This window comes from Phenylobacterium sp. (genome assembly GCF_030679875.1).
GTDB lineage: Bacteria > Pseudomonadota > Alphaproteobacteria > Caulobacterales > Caulobacteraceae > Phenylobacterium.
Genome location: NZ_JAUXSP010000018.1, coordinates 94,942 through 111,040 on the forward strand (window position 1 = coordinate 94,942; position 16,099 = coordinate 111,040).

Genomic DNA, 16,099 nt, shown 5'->3' on the forward strand with positions numbered 1-16,099 from the left:
CAAGAAGGGATTCACGTTTGAAGACGTCACCTCGGCGCACCTCGCTCGCCTCGGTCAAGCGCAACCTCCTGGCGGGGGTCGCGGTGGCGAGCCTGTGCGCAGGCGCAGCGTCGGCCCAGGACGCCGTCGTGCCGACCCCCACGCCGCCGCCAGGGGCGGACGGGCTGACCGCCGGCGCCATCTATCTCGAGGCGGAGTCGGTGCTGCGCGACGACACGGCCTCCCGGACCACGGCTTCCGGCCAGGTCGAAGCGCGCTACGACAGCCGCAACCTGCGGGCTGACACCATTGTCTATGATGAAGCCAAAGGTGTGCTCGAGGCTTCAAACGTCCAGATTTCCAACCCCGACGGCAGCGTCGAGTTCGCCCGGGAGATCGTTATGGACGATCAGATGCGGGCGGGCGTCGCCCGAGGCTTCTCCGCCCGGCTCCCGCAGAATGTTAAGATCGCCGCGGCAAGCGCCGTCCGACGAAATGAGAACGTCAACGAACTGAATCGGGCGATCTACACGCCCTGCGATATCTGCGCCGACAGCGAGAGTAAGACGCCGACCTGGTCGATCCAGGCCGACAAGGTGGTCCAGGATCGCGAGCGACAGCTGGTCTACTACCGTCACGCGGTGTTCCGTCTCTTTGGCGCGCCGGTCTTCTACATGCCCCTGTTCTGGCATCCTGACCCACAGGCGGAGCGGAAGTCGGGGCTCCTGACCCCTGACATCTCGGCGTCCGACCGGAGAGGACTTTCCTATGAACAGCCGTATCTGGTTGTTCTGTCAGACTATTCGGACTTGACGCTCAGCCCGCAGATTAACGTCAAGGTCGAGCCCTTCCTCAACGCCCGGTATCGCAAGCGCTTCTACTCCGGCGAGATCGATGTCCGGGGCGGCTACACCTATGCCGAGGACTTCGACTCCACGGGCCGGTTTGGCGAGGCCACCTCCCGCAGCTACATTCTGGCCCGCGGCGCCTTCGCCATCGACGAGAACTGGGACTGGGGCTTCACCGCTGAACGGACGTCTGACGACCTGCTGTTCGACAAATATGAGATTGGCGATGTCTACCAATCTCGCGGGCCCTATATCGCAGATGATCGACGGCTGATCTCGCAGCTCTACGCCATCAGGGAGGATGACAATTCCTACCTGTCCATGGCGGCGTTCGATATCCAGGGTCTCCGCCCTGGGGATGATGATCGCACCTTTCCCACAGTGGCGCCCCTGATCGAAGGGCGCTGGAGTCCAGACGCACGCCTCGCCGGCGGAAGGCTCCGACTGCGAGGAAACGCCGTAGCCCTTGAGCGGGATATCTCGCCGCTGAGCACTTCGACGAACTATATTCCCGGCCTCGATAGCCGCAGGGTTGTCGCCCAGGCCGATTGGCGGCGGTCGTTCACAACCCCTGCAGGCCTGAGACTTGAGCCCTTCGCCAATATCCGGGCCGACGCTTACAGCCTCAGCGACGTGCCGCTGGACGGATATGGCGGACGCACCGAAACCCGCCTTCAAGGCACGGTCGGCGCAGACCTTAGCTGGCCTTTCTACCGTCGTTTCAACGACAAGACGGCGATCCTTGAGCCGCTTGTGCAGCTTATCGCTTCGCCCCGCCCCAACCAGATCCAGACCGGCCTGAACGCAGCGGGCGAGCCGGTCTATCTCGACGAGGATAGCCTCGCCTTCGAGTTCGACGAAACCAACCTGCTCATGGCTGACCGCTTCCCGGGCTTCGACCTGATGGAGGGCGGACTGCGCGCCAACGCGGCGGCACGAGGCAGCATCCTTTGGGATGATGGGCGGCGCGCCACCCTGCTGGTCGGCCGGAGCTTCCGCAACGAGGAGGAAGTCGCCTTCCCCGAACGGACAGGGCTGCGGGATACAGCCTCGGATTGGATCGTTGCAGCGCAGGCCCAGCCGATCAGAGGCATCTCGGCCTTTGGCCGGGCACGGCTTGACGGGGACACCCTGGACGTCCGTCGCGCCGAAGCCGGCGCCAATGTCGCCCTGGGCCGCGGCTCCGGATTTTTCCGCTATCTGTGGGACGATCTCGACATAAACGGGGTCAAGCGCGAGAACCTGGATCTGGGCGGAGAGCTGTTTCTCACCCAGAACTGGGGCGTCATCGCCTATGGCAATCGCGACATGGTCCAGAATGGCTGGGTGGTGCGCGATGTCGGGGTGGTCTATCGGGACGAGTGCACACGGATTGAAGTCATATATCGGCGCGAGGACACCATTGTCGGACGTCTAGGCCCCAGCGAGTCTGTAGCCGTGCGCCTAACCCTCGCCACATTGGGCGAACCTATCTATGCCAACTAGGATCAGCGGCGCTTCAAGCCGCCACGAAGGAATGACCCAAGCGATGTTGTCTGCGCGTTCAGTCCGCGGCCGAGCGGCCTGCGGCGTCGCCCTTGTGGCGTTTCTGGCGACCAGCGCCGTCCCCGGCGGCGCCTTGGCGCAGGCCGCTGCGGCGCAATCCACTCCTGCCGCGGCCCCCGCAGCGGGCCTTTCGGAATATGCCGCCGCCGTGGTCAATGACCAGATCATCTCGACCTATGATCTCGCACAGCGGATGCGGCTCCTGATCGCCACCACTGGCGTGCAGCCCACCGAACAGAACCTGCCGCAAATTCAGCAGGAGGCCCTGATCTCCCTCGTCGATGAGTCCCTTCAGTTGCAGGAACTCCGTCGGGTCGAGCGAGAACAGAAGTTCAGCATCATCGCCAGCGACGAGGACGTGGATGAGGAGCTAGCTGAACTGGCCTCGGGCAATGAGATGACCCCCGAGCAGTTCACATCCATGCTTCGCGGCCAGGGCGTGCTGGACTCGCTGCGCGAGCAACTTCGCGCCCAGGCCAGCTGGCAGCGCTGGATTCAGGGCCGGTATGGCTCGCGTCTGCGGATCGGCGAAGATCAAGTGCGCGCCGTGGTGGAACAGCAGCAAGCCCAGGCGTCTCGCACCCAGTTTCAGGTGAGCGAAGTCTTCATCGACGCTGCCCGGGTCGGCGGGATGGACGTAGCTCTGCGCGGCGGCGAACAGCTGGTCGGCCAGATGCAGCAGGGCGCACCGTTTCAGGCGGTGGCCCGTCAGTTTTCCGCAGCCCCCACGGCCGCATCCGGCGGCGACGCTGGCTGGGTCAGCCCAGGCGAGATGCCCATCGAAGTCGAGCAGGCCCTGGAGCAGATGCGTCCTGGCCAGCTTTCCCGCCCCATCCCGGTCACCGACGGGGTCTACATCGTCTATCTTCGGGACAAGCGGTCCGGCGCAGGCGCCACCGTGGTCAACCTGAAGCAGGCGGCGATCGGCGTGCCTGCGGGATCGTCCGAGAGCCAGCTTGCGGCCGCCCGGGCGCAACTGGTCGCCCTGAAGGCTCAGATCACCGGCTGCGCCGACCTGGAAGCCGTGGCGGGCCAGCAACCTGGCGTCATCGCCGGCGATCTGGGAGAGGCGGAGATCAATGATCTCGCCCCGGCCTTCCGTTCAGCGGCTGAAACTCTCGAAGTCGGGCAGCTTTCCGAGCCCATCCGCACCGAGGCTGGCCTGCATATCGTCGCCGTTTGCGGCAAGCGCGCCTCTGGCGGCGCAGAGATATCGCCGCAATTGGTCGAGCGTCGCTTGTTTTTCGAGCAACTGGGTCTGATCGCGCGGCGTTACATGCGAGACCTCCGGAACGCAGCCACCATCGAGACACGGTGAAGAATCGACCCCTGGCCGTCAGTCTCGGGGATCCCGCCGGGATCGGTCCCGAGATTGTTTTCAAGGCCTGGAGCGCTCTGCGCCATACCGGGCCGCCGTTCCTTGTTGTCGGCGATGTCAATCAGGTGGCCGCCGCGCCTAGCGCCGGCACGGGTCTGGTTCGGCGCATAAGCACAGCCGAGGACGCCGCCCGGACCTTCCCCCAGGCCCTGCCCGTCATCGACATCCCGTTGCTCGAGCCCGTGGTGGCCGGGGCGCCCTCTCCCCGATCGGCCAAGGCGGTGATCGCCTGGATCGAGACGGCCGTCGGCCTGGCGCTGTCGGGCGCCGTAGGCGGCGTGGTCACCGCCCCGATCGCCAAGGAGATCCTCTATGGCGCGGGCTTCACCTTTCCTGGACACACCGAGTTTCTAGGCGAGCTGACCCTGTCGCATCGCTATGACGGGGCGCGAGGTCCGGTGATGATGTTGGCCGCGCCCGGCCTTCGGGTCTCGCTCGTCACCGTTCACACGCCCCTGGCTCAGGTATCTGCGAGCCTGACCGTGGAGAAAATCGTCAATGCCGGTCTGGTGACCGCCCAGGCGCTGCGACGGGATTTCGGCATCGACTCCCCCCGATTGACTGTCGCGGGTCTTAATCCTCATGCCGGAGAGGGCGGGACCATCGGGCGTGAGGAAATTCAGGTCATCGGACCAGCCGTCCGCGCTCTGCGCGACCTGGGCGTTACCGTAGAGGGACCAAGCCCAGCCGACAGCCTCTTCCACGAGGGCGCCCGGAGCAAGTACGACGCCGTCCTCTGCCTATATCACGACCAGGCTCTCATCCCGATCAAGATGCTCGACTTCTGGGGCGGGGTGAACATCACCCTGGGCCTGCCCATCGTGCGGACCTCTCCTGACCACGGCACGGCGTTTGACATTGCTGGGCGCGGCCAGGCGCGGCCCGACAGCATGATCGCGGCCATCCGCATGGCCAAAGACATCGCTGACCGACGCACATGAGCGCCCTGACTGACCTGCCGCCCCTTCGCCAGAGCCTGGAGGCGCACGGCCTGATGGCCGACAAGGGGTTGGGCCAGCACTTTCTGCTGGACCTGAACATCACGCGCAAGATCGCCCGCCTCGCCGGGCCCCTGGACGGCGTGAAGGTGCTGGAAATCGGCCCTGGCCCCGGCGGCCTCACCCGCGCCCTACTCGAGGCGGGCGCACATCTCACGGTCGTCGAGAAAGACGCCCGGTTTCTCCCTGTTCTCAACGAACTGGCGCAGGTTTCTGAGGGCAGGCTGTCGATCCAGATGGCCGACGCGCTCAAGGTCGATGAGGCTGCGCTGACGGGCGGCGAACCGGTCGCGATTGTCTCGAACCTTCCCTACAACATCGGCACCGCCCTGCTCATCAAGTGGCTGACCGGCCCCTATCGCCCGGCCTCCATGACCCTGATGTTCCAGAAGGAAGTGGCCCAGAGAATTGTCGCCCGGCCAGGGGATGACGCCTATGGCCGCCTGGCGGTCATCGCCCAGGCCACAGCCCAGGCCAGGATCGTGATGGAGGCGCCGGCGCGAGCATTCACGCCGCCCCCCAAGGTGGACTCCGCCGTCGTGCGTCTTGACCCCCTGCCCGATCGCCCGACGGAGCCCCTGCTCAGCGCCTTGGAACGGGTAAGTCAGGCGGCCTTTGGCCAGCGGCGCAAGATGCTGCGCTCAAGCCTGAAGTCCCTCGGCGGCGCAGAACTCTGTGAGACCGCCGGGATTGATCCTGCCCGACGCGCCGAAACCCTCGCCCTGGACGAGTTTATGAGCCTGGCTGCGGCGGTGCTGCGCGACGAGGCTGACTGAGCCTTGTGCTCAACAGGGGCCTCGTCTGAGGGGCGCGCCGCTAATGTGGCGGCAAGTTTTGCTTTCGCAAGCGCGCTCAAGGTCTGGGATCTGGACCATGATTCAACGCTCAGACGGTTCCGTCTGATCGCATCATGCTCTAGGACCGCCCAATGTTGGACCTTGATCAGGCCCTCGCGGGCCTCAATGAATACCCCTATCTGCAGACGCTAATCGGACTGGCGGCCCTGGCCGCCCTGGCGGCCATCGTCAACTGGCTGACCCATCATGTGTTGCTTCGCATCGTGCGTCGGGCCCTTAGCCTGTCGCTGAGCGGCGACGCTGAGGCCATTTTCGGCGAGCTCATCGCCCGGCTGGCCAACGTGGCGCCGGCGATCATCATCTATCAGGCCGTCCTGCTGGTGCCGCATCTGCCTGACACAGCCCAGACGGTGGTCCGCAATGTGGCCGCCGCCTTCATGATCCTGACCGTCATTCTGGCGATCGCCGGCGGGCTCAACCTCCTAAACGCCCTCTATTCCCGCCGGCCGGAATCCCGCCAACGGCCGATCAAAGGCTACATCCAGGTCGGCAAGATCATCCTCTATGCCGCCGCCGCCATCCTGGTTGTGGCCACCTTGCTGGACCGCTCACCGCTGCTGCTGATCTCAGGCCTGGGCGCCATGGCCGCGGTCCTGCTGCTGGTGTTCAAGGACACTATTCTGTCGCTGGTCGCCTCGGTTCAGCTGACCAGCAACGACATGATCCGGGTCGGTGACTGGATCGAGATGCCGCAGCTCAACGCCAATGGCGACGTGATCGATCTGGCGCTGCATACGGTCAAGATCCAGAATTTCGACAAGACCATCACCGCGATCCCGACATGGCGGCTGATCAACGAATCCTTCGTCAACTGGCGAGGCATGCAGGAGTCTGGGGGACGGCGGATCATGCGGGCGATCCTCCTCGACCAGACCGCGATCCGGTTCCTAACGCCCGAGGAGCGGGAGGAGCTCAAGCGGTTCGCCCTGCTCGATGTCTATCTGGCTGGAAAGGCCAAGGATCTGGAAGCCTGGAATGAGTCCCTGGTCAGGTCGGGCCGCGACCCGGTGAACACCCGGCGCCTGACCAATGTGGGGACGTTCCGCGCCTACGTCCTGGCCTATCTGAAGGTCCATCCCGGCATCGCCAAGGACAAGACCCTTCTCGTGCGGCAGCGGGACCCCACGCCAGAGGGGCTGCCCCTGGAGATCTACGCCTTCGCCAACACCGTGGAGTGGGAGGCCTATGAGGCGATCCAGAGCGACATCTTCGATCACGTCCTGTCCATCCTGCCGGAATTCGACCTGCGCCTCTTCCAGGCGCCGACAGGGCGGGACATGCGCGGGCTGACGGACAGCCTGAGGGACGGCGCGGGTCGGGCGCCTCCCGGCGCCTAGCTCGGTCCGCGAAATCCGACGCTAGGCGGCTCCGCCTGATCGCATCATGCCCTAGAGACGCTCATCCAGGAGCTGCTGCACGAAGTCCACAAGGCCCGGGTTGCGGACGCGTTTCTGACGTTCAGCATGATAGATGTGCGCCAGGTCCGAATAAGCCCGATCATAGTCGTCGTTGATGATCACATAGTCGTAGTCGACCGCCCGCTCTATCTCCCCATAGGCGCGGCCGAGGCGGCGCTGAATCACATCCTCCCGATCCTGCGCCCGGGCGTGCAGACGCCGGGACAGCTCGGCCATGCTCGGCGGCAGGATAAATACCCGGACCACGTCCTCCGGCGCCTTTTGGGCGATCTGCGCCGCACCCTGCCAGTCGATATCGAACAGCACGTCACGGCCCCCGCCCAGGGCGTCCATCACCGGCTGCTGGGGGCTGCCATACCGATGCTCATGCACATTGGCCCACTCCAGAAAGGCGTCAGTCGCCACCATCTGGTCGAAGCTGGGCCGATCGACGAAGTGGTACTCTCGACCATCCTCTTCGCCCGGACGCGGGTCGCGGGTCGTGGCCGAAACTGAAAGCTCCAGCTCCGCATGGTCGGCCACCAGACGGCGTGACAGCGACGTCTTACCGGCCCCCGAGGGGCTTGAGATCAGCAGCATGAGGCCGCGGCGAGGGACTGAACTCTGGATCATCGGTCTCGGATCTGATCGGGGCGGGCCCACGCGAGTGGTCTATTCCACATTCTGGACCTGTTCGCGAAGCTGCTCGATCACCGCCTTGAGCTCGAGCCCCACCGCCGTCAGGGCCGAGAGGGCCGACTTTGAGCAAAGGGTGTTGGCCTCACGCATGAATTCCTGGGTCAGGAAGTCCAACCGCCGGCCCACGGCGGCCTCGCCCCTCAGGAGGTCGCGCGCAGAGTCCACATGGCCCGAGAGGCGGTCGAGTTCCTCGCGAACATCGGCCTTCACGGCCATGGCCGCCGCTTCCTGGATGATCCGCGCCTCCAGACCCGCCGGATCGCCGATCAACTCGGACATCCGCCTGGCGAACCGCGCCTTCAGAACCTCCGGCTGCTCGCCGGCAAGCGCGCCTGCCTGCCGCGTCAGGTCAGCGATCTTGTCGACCAGCCCCGACAGCACCGACTGCAGCGCCGCGCCCTCGGCCTCACGGTCCAGCTTGAGCGCGTCAAGCGCCCCGGCGATGGAGACCATCATCGCCGCGGTCACCCGAGCCATGACTTCTGGATCAGGTTCGGTCTCGGCCACCTCGATGACGCCGCGCAGGGCCAGCAACCCATCCAGGCTGGGCGGAGCGGCGCGGCCATCTGCCACCAGGGCGGCGGTGGCGGCCAGATAGCGTTCGGCCTGATCAAGATTGATGCGAACCTGAGCCTGGCTTTCGGCCCGCTTGGCCTGCAGCCCTATCGTGATCTGACCGCGCTGAAATCGGGCCTGGGCGCCATCGCGGGCGATCCGGTCCAGGGTTTCGAAGCCCGGGGGGCCGCGAAAGCGGACGTCCAGGTTGCGCCCATTTACCGAGCGCGCCTCGGCCGCCCAGCTCCAGTCGTCTTGCGCGCCTTCGACACGGCCAAAGCCCGTCATCCCGGAAAAGGCCATGGTCAGTCCCCCGGCGTCATGGGCGACCGGGGCCGCGCGAGGTTCGTCATGGCTCGGCCGTCAGCGGCGCATCAACGGGGGCGTCCGGCGCGGTCTCGGCAGGCTGAGCCCGGGCCCGCTCAATCCGGCGCCAGCGCTCTACGTTTCGGCGATGCTCGTCATAGGTGGCGGCGAAGGCGTGACCGCCACTGCCGTCGGCGACGAAGAAAAGATAGTCGCTCTCAGGGGGATCGAGCACCGCCGCAAGGGCCGCCCGGCCTGGATTACAGATCGGCGTCGGGGGCAGGCCGTCGATCATATAGGTATTGTAGGGCGTCTGGCGGTTGAGCTCTGAAAGCCGAATGCCCCGCCCCAGAGGGCGGCCCTTGGTCAGCCCATAGATGATGGTCGGGTCGCTCTCCAGCCGCATGCCGCGACGCAGACGATTGACGAAGACTGAGGCCACCTGGGGCCGCTCCGACCCCAGAGCGGTCTCCTTCTCGACCACCGAGGCGAGGATCACCGCCTCCTGCGGGCTGTTGACCGGCAAGCCAGGCTGGCGCTTGGACCACAGGAGGGCGAGCACCTCATCATGGGCGTCCATCATCCGCTGAAGCACCGCAGCGCGGTCTTCCCCACGCTCGATCTGGTAGGTTTCCGGCAGCAGCGCCCCTTCCGGCGGCGACGGCGCCACGCCGCTCAGCAGCGGGTTCGCCGCCAGAATCTCCACCACCATCTCCGAGGTCACACCCTCGGGAATGGTCACAAAGTGCCTCACCACGCGGCCTGCGCGAATATCGTCCAGCACCCCGGACATCGGCCGGCGGGATGGAAATTCGTACTCGCCCGCCTTGAGGCTGCGCGCCGCGCCGGTCGCCTGGGCGGCCGCGAGAAAGATCGGAGCTGATGAGATGACCCCGGCGCTTTCGAGGCTGGAGGCGATTTCAGGCAAGCCTGCGCCACGGCGCAGCATCACCGTAGTGGAGTCCCCCTCGGCCGACGGCCCAGGCCCCTGATACATCCAGAGGGCCCAGAGTCCCGCCAGGGCCAGCACCAGGGTGAAGGTCACAACCGCGCTGACGAGGGTGACCAGCAACCGTCGCAAGGGGGAAACGCCGGCGCCCGTCTTGGCCGGTCGGGCGCGAGGCGTTCTTGCCATGGATCAGACCTGCTTGAACACCACGGAGGCGTTGGTGCCGCCGAAGCCGAAGCTGTTGGAGAGGGCGACCTTGATTTCCCGAGGCTGAGCCTTGTTCGCCGCCAGGTCGATCGGTGTCTGCACCGAAGGATCGTCCAGATTGATGGTCGGCGGCGCGATCTGGTCGCGAATGGCCAGGCAGGTGAAGGCCGCCTCGATGGCTCCGGCCGCCCCAAGCAGGTGCCCCGTCGCCGACTTGGTCGAAGACATGGTCACGCGGGAGCCCGCATTGCCCAGCATCCGCTCGACAGCCCGCAGTTCAATCTCGTCGCCCAGGGGCGTCGAGGTGCCATGGGCGTTGATGTAGTCGATGTCGGCGGGCGAGATGCCCGCGTCCTTGATCGCCGCCTGCATGGCCCGGAACCCGCCGTCGCCGTCATCGGCGGGCGCGGTGATGTGGTAGGCGTCGCCCGCCAGACCATAGCCGGCCACCTCGGCATAGATCTTGGCGCCGCGGGCCTTGGCGTGCTCGTACTCCTCCAGCACCAGGACGCCGGCGCCCTCCCCCATCACGAAGCCGTCCCGGTCCTTGTCATAGGGCCGGCTGGCCTTGGTGGGATCATCATTGAAGCCCGTGGACATGGCGCGGCAGGCGATGAAGCCGGCTATGCCTACAGGACAGATGGCCGCCTCGGCGCCGCCGGCGACCATCACGTCGGCGTCGCCGTATTTGATCATCCGGGCGGCGTCCCCGACGGCGTGAGCGCCGGTGGCGCAGGCCGTGACCACCGAGTGGTTCGGCCCCTTGAAGCCGTGCCGGATGGACACCTGTCCCGAGGCGAGATTGATCAGGGCTGAGGGAATGAAGAAGGGGCTGACGCGGCGGGGCCCCTTCTCGTGCAACTCGATGCTGGTCTTTTCGATGGTCGCCAGACCGCCGATGCCGGACCCGATAATGACGCCGGTGCGCTCACGTCCCTCGTCATCCTCCGGGGCCCAGCCGGAATCCTTCACCGCCTCGTCGGCTGCAGCGATGGCGTAGAGGATGAAATCATCAATCCGGCGTTGGTCCTTCTGGGACATCACGCTGTCGGGATCGAAGGCGCCTTCCACGTCTGCGCCGCCGCCGCCGCGCCCGTCGACCCGGGGCACTTCGCAGGCCACGTTGCAGGCATAGGTCGAGGCGTCGAAGGTGGTGATGTTCCCGGCCCCGGACTTGCCGGCCAGGATCGCCTTCCAGGTGACCTCGACGCCCGAACCGAGCGGGGTCACCAGGCCGAGGCCGGTCACGACGACGCGGCGGGTGTTGGCGGTGGACATGGCGTTTCTACTCCCAGCGCCGGCCCAAAACAAAACCGCCGCGCCTCTCCGGCGCTTGGGCCTAAGGGACGCGGCGGTCATGTGTCAGACGTCAGGCGAAGACGCCCGGGCGTCAGGCGCCCAGACGCTCCTGAATGAACTTCACGGCGTCGCCGACCGTCTGGATATGTTCGGCGGCGTCATCGGGAATTTCGATATCGAATTCTTCTTCGAAGGCCATGACCAGCTCGACATTGTCGAGGCTGTCAGCGCCCAGGTCGTCAATGAAGCTGGCCTTTTCAGTGACCTTCTCGGGATCGGCGTCGAGGTGCTCGATGACGATCTTGCGCACGCGTTCCAGAATGTCGGACATTCGCTTTTAGTCCCTCTAAATTCAACTGATGCATCCGCGACGGGAGACACCTTGTCAACCTTCGGCGGTGTTGGGTTTGGGTCCTTTGAAGGGGTCCCAGGCAGTCCAGGCCAGCTTAATCGGCGAGCGCCGTAGCATGTTCCTTTCGGCGAGGCCAGCCGCCAGCAAGGGGTGTCAGATCATCGCCATACCGCCGTTGACGTGCAGGGTCTGCCCCGTGACGTAGGCGGCTTCGGTGCTCGCCAGATAGACGCAGGAGGCGGCGATTTCCTCCCCGGTTCCCAGGCGGCCAGCCGGTATGGTCGAGAGAATCTGGGCCTTCTGGGCCTCGGTCAGACCATCGGTCATCGGGCTTTCGATGAAACCTGGCGCGATACAATTGACGGTGATTCCACGGCTCCCGACCTCCTGGGCCAGCGCCTTGGAGAAGCCGATCATACCCGCCTTGGAGGCCGCGTAGTTGGTCTGGCCGGGGTTGCCCATCACGCCCACCACCGAGGTGATGCCGATGATTCGCCCATAGCGGCGCTTCATCATCCCCTTCACCGCCGCGCGGCTGAGACGGAAGTAAGACTCCAGATTCACGCGGATCACCGCGTCCCAGTCGTCGTCCTTCATCCGCATCAACAGCCCATCGCGAGTGATCCCGGCATTGGCCACCAGGATGTCCAGCGAGGCGCCTGCGGCGGACTCGGCGGCGGCGACGAGCCCATCCACCGAAGCCGGATCAGACAGATTGGCTGAGGCGACGCTGACGCGGTCCTTCAACTCGCCGGCCATCTCATCCAGCACCGCCTGCCGCGTCCCTGACAGAACCACATGGGCGCCCTGGGCATGCAGAGCCCGGGCGAGGGACGCGCCTATCCCGCCGGTGGCGCCTGTGACCAGGGCGGTCTTTCCCGAAAGATCGAACATCTCAGCGCCTCCAGCGGCGATTGGAAATCAAAGGGACTTGGCGAAGGCTTCCAGGTCAGCGGGCGTATTCAGAGGCGTGGCCTCGGCGTCCGGGGCGATGCGCTTGGCCATACCCGACAGAACCTTGCCCGAACCGGCTTCAGCAAAGCGCGTCACGCCGCCGGTTTCCACCAACCAGGTGACGCTCTCACGCCAGCGCACCCGGCCGGTCACCTGCTCCACAAGCAGACGGCGGATTTCTTCGGGATCATGCACCGGTCTGGCCGTGACATTGGCCACCAGCGGCGCCCGGGGCGAGATGATCGTCGCCGCGGCCAGGGCCTCGGCCATCTCATCGGCGGCCGGCTGCATCAGGGGACAGTGGAAGGGCGCCGAGACGTTCAGCGGGATCGCGCGGGCGCCCAGTTCCTTGGCCTTCTCGATGGCCCGGTCGACGGCGGCCTTGGCGCCGGAGATCACCACATTGCCCTGGTTGTTGTCATTGGCCACCACACAGACACCGACTTCAGCGCCGGCGGCGGCGGCGGCTTCTGCAAGAGCCACGTCGGTCTTCGGGCCGATCAGGGAGGCCATGGCCCCTTCGCCCACCGGCACGGCCCGCTGCATGGCCTGCCCGCGCAGCTTCAGGAGCCGGGCGGTGTCGGCCAGGCTGATCGCGCCGGCCGCCGCGAGGGCTGAATATTCGCCAAGGCTATGGCCCGCCACGAAGGCGGCCTTGTCGACGCCGAGGCCGAACTCTTTCTCCAGAACACGGCTGACGGCGAGGCTGACGGCCATCAAGGCCGGCTGAGCGTTTTCCGTCAGGGTCAGATCGGTCTCCGGGCCATCGCGCATGAGGGCGAACAGCTTCTGGCCGAGCGCGTCGTCAACCTCCTGGAAGACTTCACGGGCGGCCGAGAAGGTCTCGGCCAGATCCACGCCCATGCCGACAGTCTGGCTGCCCTGGCCGGGAAAGATAAAGGCGAGGCTCATGGCTTGCGCTCCCTGGCTGGCGGCGTCCGGGCCTCGGCGCGCGCTCTGTCGATTCCGAGCCGCGAGGGTTAGGGGATTAGACCCGGGGCGGCAAGCATGGGGCGGGCCAGCAGCCCTGCCGGGGTGACGTCGCACCGACGATGCGGCAGACTTTGCGTCTCAGGAGCCGCCCTCCTCTCTAGCCGGAGCCCGTCGTGACCGACCGCCACCTGATCTACTTCGCCGATCCCATGTGTTCCTGGTGCTACGGCTTCTGGCCGGTGATCAGCGCGGTGCGCGCGGCCTTTGGCGACACCCTGCCCGTACGGCTGGTGATGGGGGGCTTGCGTCCCGGGACCACGGAAGCGATGACCGAGGACGCCAAGGCCAAGCTGAGAGGGCATTGGGCCGAAGTGGCGAACGCGTCGGGCCAGACCTTCAGCGAGACGGCGATGGGCGGCGAAGGCTTTGTCTATGACACCGATCCGGCGGCGCGGGCCGTGGTGGTGATCCGCCGGGAACGACCTGACCTCGCCCTCGACTATCTGGGCGCTCTGCAGCAGGCCTTCTATGGCGAAGGGCGAGATATCACGCAGGAAACTGTGCTGTGCGAGGTGCTGGGCGAGGTCGTGCCGGGCGCAGACCTGGAGGCTTTCCGGACCAACTGGCGTAGCGAAGACGCCGAGAACGAGACCTGGGCCGACTACGCCATCTCGCAGAAGTCAGGGGTCACGGGATTTCCGACCCTGGTGGGCGGGCCCGATGAGACAGGGCGCTACGGGGTGGTGACCCGCGGCTTCAGCCGGGCGGAACAGGTTCTGCCCCTGCTGGTCGACTGGATCGGCCGTCCGGTCCACTAAACCCGCAAACCGGGTTCCACTTTTACCAAACGCGCTCTAGGCGTCGGCGACCGGGCCACAGTGAAGATAGCCGCGCTCCACCATGCGCCGCATGGCTTCATAGACTTCAGTCAACTCCTCGAAGGTGGCGCGCAACTGGGCCAGTCGACTGGTCTGTTCCGGAGTCACCAGATGTGATCGCCCGGCCAGGGCCAGGCTTTCGGCCACCCAGGCCGCGCGCGCATGCGCGGCCGCCAAGGCCAGGCGCTGAAACTTGCCCACGTCCACAGGGCCGAGCATCTGGGCGACCACCTCCCGATTGGAAGCGAAGGCCGTGTAGTCGATCTGCTCCAGCAGTCCCCGCAGACGGCGATGGGCGGCGGGGTCACTCTCGTCCTGGGGCTCAAAGTGGTCCGATGCCGCCCGACGGTAGGCCGAACTTCTGACGGAAGACATTTCTTCCTCCTTGGCGGAGCAAAGGGGACTCCGAGCCGCCATGCATATCTGAGTTCGATTAATGGATGTTTGCCGGCCAGATTGGCCTCTCAGGCTTGCCCTGGCCCGGGAAGTGGCGTACTAGCCCGCCTCTTCACGGATGGCGGTCTCTAGCCGGAACGCGAACAGGTCGGGGCTCGCTCGACCGCCGCGCCAGAGATCCATCGTGGCCGACGGACTTCCGCCGCCGACCCCGCCGCCCTCCACAACGGAAGAGGACACATGGCGCTTTACGAACACGTGGTCATTTCGCGGCAGGATATCTCGCCGCAACAGGCCGAAGCCCTCAATGACCAGCTCAAGTCGATGATCGAGGAAAGCGGCGGCGCCGTAGCCAAGATCGAGTACTGGGGCCTTCGCAACCTCACCTACCGCATCAAGAAGAACCGCAAGGGTCACTACTCCCTGCTGGCCATCGATGCGAAGCCCGAGGCCGTCAAGGAGATGGAGCGCCAGCTCTCCCTCAATGAAGACGTCCTGCGCTACATGACCGTCCGCGTCGAGGAACTCGACCTGGAGCTGTCGCCGGTGCTGGCCCGCCGTGACCGTGAGCGCGAGCCGCGCCGCGAAGACGGCCCCCGTCGTGATGGCGAAGGTCGCCGTGACGCCGAACCGCGCCGTGACGACGCTTAAGGGGAGGATCAAAAGCCATGACTGACACCAATGACACCGCCGGCGCGCCGGCAGCCGCCGCCGCCGCCCCGCGTCGCCCCTTCTTCCGTCGCCGCAAGGTTTGCCCGTTTTCGGGCGCCGGCGCGCCGAAGATCGACTACAAGGACGTGAAGCTGCTGCAGCGTTACGTCTCCGAGCGTGGCAAGATCGTGCCGTCGCGGATCACGGCCGTCTCGGCCAAGAAGCAGCGTGAACTGGCCCGTGCGATCAAACGCGCCCGCTTCCTCGCCCTTCTTCCCTATGTCGTGAAGTGAGGGACCAGAAGCTATGAAGGTCATCCTGCTTGAACGTGTCGAAGGCCGTGGCGGCCTCGGCGAAATCGTAACCGTCAAGGACGGCTACGCCCGCAACTTCCTCCTGCCGCGCCGCAAGGCCCTTCGCGCCACCACGGCGAACATGAAGGTCTTTGAGGCCCAACGCGCCAATATCGAAGCCCGTAACGCCGAGGCTCGCGCCGACGCCGCCCAGTCTGGCGAGGGCCTCGATGGAACGACCTACATCCTGATCCGTCAGGCTGGCGAGAGCGGCCAGCTCTACGGTTCGGTCTCTGGCCGCGACGTCGCTGACGTCGTGAACGCCGCAGGCGGTAAGGTCGAGCGCGCGATGGTCGTGCTGGACAAGCCGATCAAGACCCTGGGCATGCACGCGGTGAAGGTCCGTCTGCACGCCGAGGTGATCGTGACGGTCAACCTCAACATCGCCCGCAGCCAGGACGAAGCCGATCGTCAGGCCCGCGGCGAGAACATTATCAACTCGCAGTTTGAGGAAGACCGCGCTGCAGCCGATGAGGCCGCCGCCGATCTCCTCGAAGGCGGCGCGGGCTCGATCGAAGGCGACTACGTCGAGTCCTGATCGAAGCCTCGTCTGGCGATCAAGATC

The 16,099-nt window shown here is 65.8% G+C and carries 17 protein-coding genes; 9 read left to right on the forward strand and 8 right to left on the reverse strand.

All coding sequences use genetic code 11. The annotated features are described in order from the left end of the window. Window positions 1-17 precede the first annotated feature (17 nt). The 5 genes from Q8K84_RS10730 (at window position 18) to Q8K84_RS10750 (ending at window position 6,942) form a co-directional block, all read left to right on the forward strand. The gene (locus Q8K84_RS10730; RefSeq protein WP_305282635.1) at window positions 18-2,312 is read left to right on the forward strand and encodes an LPS-assembly protein LptD; all 2,295 of its coding nucleotides are present in this window, start codon (window positions 18-20) and stop codon (window positions 2,310-2,312) included. A 43-nt stretch (window positions 2,313-2,355) separates the two neighbouring features. Continuing rightward, window positions 2,356-3,690, forward strand: coding sequence for a peptidylprolyl isomerase (locus Q8K84_RS10735; RefSeq protein WP_305282636.1), 1,335 nt, complete (start codon window positions 2,356-2,358; stop codon window positions 3,688-3,690). Beyond that, complete coding sequence (gene pdxA / locus Q8K84_RS10740; protein WP_305282637.1) at window positions 3,687-4,691, forward strand: 4-hydroxythreonine-4-phosphate dehydrogenase PdxA; 1,005 nt, start codon at window positions 3,687-3,689, stop codon at window positions 4,689-4,691. The genes Q8K84_RS10735 and pdxA overlap by 4 nt, the downstream gene beginning before the upstream one ends. Further along, window positions 4,688-5,524: a 16S rRNA (adenine(1518)-N(6)/adenine(1519)-N(6))-dimethyltransferase RsmA gene (gene rsmA, locus Q8K84_RS10745; protein WP_305282638.1), complete on the forward strand. Its 837-nt coding sequence runs from the start codon at window positions 4,688-4,690 to the stop codon at window positions 5,522-5,524. The genes pdxA and rsmA overlap by 4 nt, the downstream gene beginning before the upstream one ends. Window positions 5,525-5,676: 152 nt before the next feature. Further along, complete coding sequence (locus Q8K84_RS10750; protein WP_305282639.1) at window positions 5,677-6,942, forward strand: mechanosensitive ion channel family protein; 1,266 nt, start codon at window positions 5,677-5,679, stop codon at window positions 6,940-6,942. 51 nt (window positions 6,943-6,993) lie between these two features. Here Q8K84_RS10750 and gmk read toward each other — a convergent pair whose 3' ends face one another. The 7 genes from gmk to fabD form a co-directional block, all read right to left on the reverse strand. After that, a complete protein-coding gene (gmk, locus tag Q8K84_RS10755) occupies window positions 6,994-7,635 on the reverse strand; it encodes a guanylate kinase (RefSeq protein ID WP_305282640.1) in 642 nt (213 codons plus the stop codon). 39 nt (window positions 7,636-7,674) lie between these two features. Next, on the reverse strand, window positions 7,675-8,559 hold the full coding sequence (locus tag Q8K84_RS10760; RefSeq protein WP_305282641.1) for a YicC/YloC family endoribonuclease: 885 nt from the start codon (window positions 8,557-8,559) through the stop codon (window positions 7,675-7,677). Between the two features lie 46 nt (window positions 8,560-8,605). Next, window positions 8,606-9,697 carry an endolytic transglycosylase MltG gene (gene mltG, locus Q8K84_RS10765; RefSeq protein WP_305282642.1) on the reverse strand — a complete coding sequence of 364 codons (1,092 nt, stop codon included), beginning with the start codon at window positions 9,695-9,697 and terminating at the stop codon, window positions 8,606-8,608. A gap of 3 nt (window positions 9,698-9,700) precedes the next feature. Next, the gene (fabF, locus tag Q8K84_RS10770) at window positions 9,701-10,996 is read right to left on the reverse strand and encodes a beta-ketoacyl-ACP synthase II (protein WP_305282643.1); all 1,296 of its coding nucleotides are present in this window, start codon (window positions 10,994-10,996) and stop codon (window positions 9,701-9,703) included. 112 nt (window positions 10,997-11,108) lie between these two features. Beyond that, the gene (locus Q8K84_RS10775; RefSeq protein WP_293318447.1) at window positions 11,109-11,348 is read right to left on the reverse strand and encodes an acyl carrier protein; all 240 of its coding nucleotides are present in this window, start codon (window positions 11,346-11,348) and stop codon (window positions 11,109-11,111) included. Window positions 11,349-11,522: 174 nt separating this feature from the next. Further along, on the reverse strand, window positions 11,523-12,263 hold the full coding sequence (fabG, locus tag Q8K84_RS10780; RefSeq protein WP_305282644.1) for a 3-oxoacyl-[acyl-carrier-protein] reductase: 741 nt from the start codon (window positions 12,261-12,263) through the stop codon (window positions 11,523-11,525). A 27-nt stretch (window positions 12,264-12,290) separates the two neighbouring features. Continuing rightward, window positions 12,291-13,235, reverse strand: coding sequence for an ACP S-malonyltransferase (gene fabD, locus Q8K84_RS10785; RefSeq protein WP_305282645.1), 945 nt, complete (start codon window positions 13,233-13,235; stop codon window positions 12,291-12,293). 194 nt (window positions 13,236-13,429) lie between these two features. Between fabD and Q8K84_RS10790 the strand changes: the two genes are divergently transcribed. Beyond that, the gene (locus tag Q8K84_RS10790) at window positions 13,430-14,074 is read left to right on the forward strand and encodes a DsbA family protein (RefSeq protein ID WP_305282646.1); all 645 of its coding nucleotides are present in this window, start codon (window positions 13,430-13,432) and stop codon (window positions 14,072-14,074) included. Window positions 14,075-14,110: 36 nt separating this feature from the next. Here Q8K84_RS10790 and Q8K84_RS10795 read toward each other — a convergent pair whose 3' ends face one another. Next, complete coding sequence (locus Q8K84_RS10795; protein ID WP_305282647.1) at window positions 14,111-14,509, reverse strand: hypothetical protein; 399 nt, start codon at window positions 14,507-14,509, stop codon at window positions 14,111-14,113. A 261-nt stretch (window positions 14,510-14,770) separates the two neighbouring features. Here Q8K84_RS10795 and rpsF point away from each other — a divergent pair, with 261 nt between their 5' ends. The 3 genes from rpsF to rplI are packed head-to-tail and all read left to right on the forward strand — an operon-like array spanning window position 14,771 to window position 16,072. After that, window positions 14,771-15,181: a 30S ribosomal protein S6 gene (gene rpsF, locus Q8K84_RS10800; RefSeq protein WP_305282648.1), complete on the forward strand. Its 411-nt coding sequence runs from the start codon at window positions 14,771-14,773 to the stop codon at window positions 15,179-15,181. Window positions 15,182-15,198: 17 nt separating this feature from the next. Beyond that, complete coding sequence (rpsR, locus tag Q8K84_RS10805) at window positions 15,199-15,474, forward strand: 30S ribosomal protein S18 (RefSeq protein ID WP_305282649.1); 276 nt, start codon at window positions 15,199-15,201, stop codon at window positions 15,472-15,474. Window positions 15,475-15,487: 13 nt separating this feature from the next. Further along, window positions 15,488-16,072, forward strand: a complete 585-nt coding sequence (gene rplI, locus Q8K84_RS10810) for a 50S ribosomal protein L9 (protein WP_305282650.1) — start codon at window positions 15,488-15,490, stop codon at window positions 16,070-16,072. Window positions 16,073-16,099: the final 27 nt, after the last annotated feature.

Coding starts and splice junctions, on each gene's coding strand:
- Q8K84_RS10735 (WP_305282636.1), top strand. CDS start 2,356: ATGTTGTCTGCGCGTTCAGTCCGCGGCCGAGCGGCCTGCGGCGTCGCC.
- rpsR (WP_305282649.1), top strand. CDS start 15,199: ATGACTGACACCAATGACACCGCCGGCGCGCCGGCAGCCGCCGCCGCC.
- fabF (WP_305282643.1), bottom strand. CDS start 10,996: ATGTCCACCGCCAACACCCGCCGCGTCGTCGTGACCGGCCTCGGCCTG.
- rplI (WP_305282650.1), top strand. CDS start 15,488: ATGAAGGTCATCCTGCTTGAACGTGTCGAAGGCCGTGGCGGCCTCGGC.
- fabD (WP_305282645.1), bottom strand. CDS start 13,235: ATGAGCCTCGCCTTTATCTTTCCCGGCCAGGGCAGCCAGACTGTCGGC.
- Q8K84_RS10750 (WP_305282639.1), top strand. CDS start 5,677: ATGTTGGACCTTGATCAGGCCCTCGCGGGCCTCAATGAATACCCCTAT.
- rsmA (WP_305282638.1), top strand. CDS start 4,688: ATGAGCGCCCTGACTGACCTGCCGCCCCTTCGCCAGAGCCTGGAGGCG.
- rpsF (WP_305282648.1), top strand. CDS start 14,771: ATGGCGCTTTACGAACACGTGGTCATTTCGCGGCAGGATATCTCGCCG.
- fabG (WP_305282644.1), bottom strand. CDS start 12,263: ATGTTCGATCTTTCGGGAAAGACCGCCCTGGTCACAGGCGCCACCGGC.
- Q8K84_RS10760 (WP_305282641.1), bottom strand. CDS start 8,559: ATGGCCTTTTCCGGGATGACGGGCTTTGGCCGTGTCGAAGGCGCGCAA.
- mltG (WP_305282642.1), bottom strand. CDS start 9,697: ATGGCAAGAACGCCTCGCGCCCGACCGGCCAAGACGGGCGCCGGCGTT.
- Q8K84_RS10795 (WP_305282647.1), bottom strand. CDS start 14,509: ATGTCTTCCGTCAGAAGTTCGGCCTACCGTCGGGCGGCATCGGACCAC.
- Q8K84_RS10775 (WP_293318447.1), bottom strand. CDS start 11,348: ATGTCCGACATTCTGGAACGCGTGCGCAAGATCGTCATCGAGCACCTC.
- gmk (WP_305282640.1), bottom strand. CDS start 7,635: ATGATCCAGAGTTCAGTCCCTCGCCGCGGCCTCATGCTGCTGATCTCA.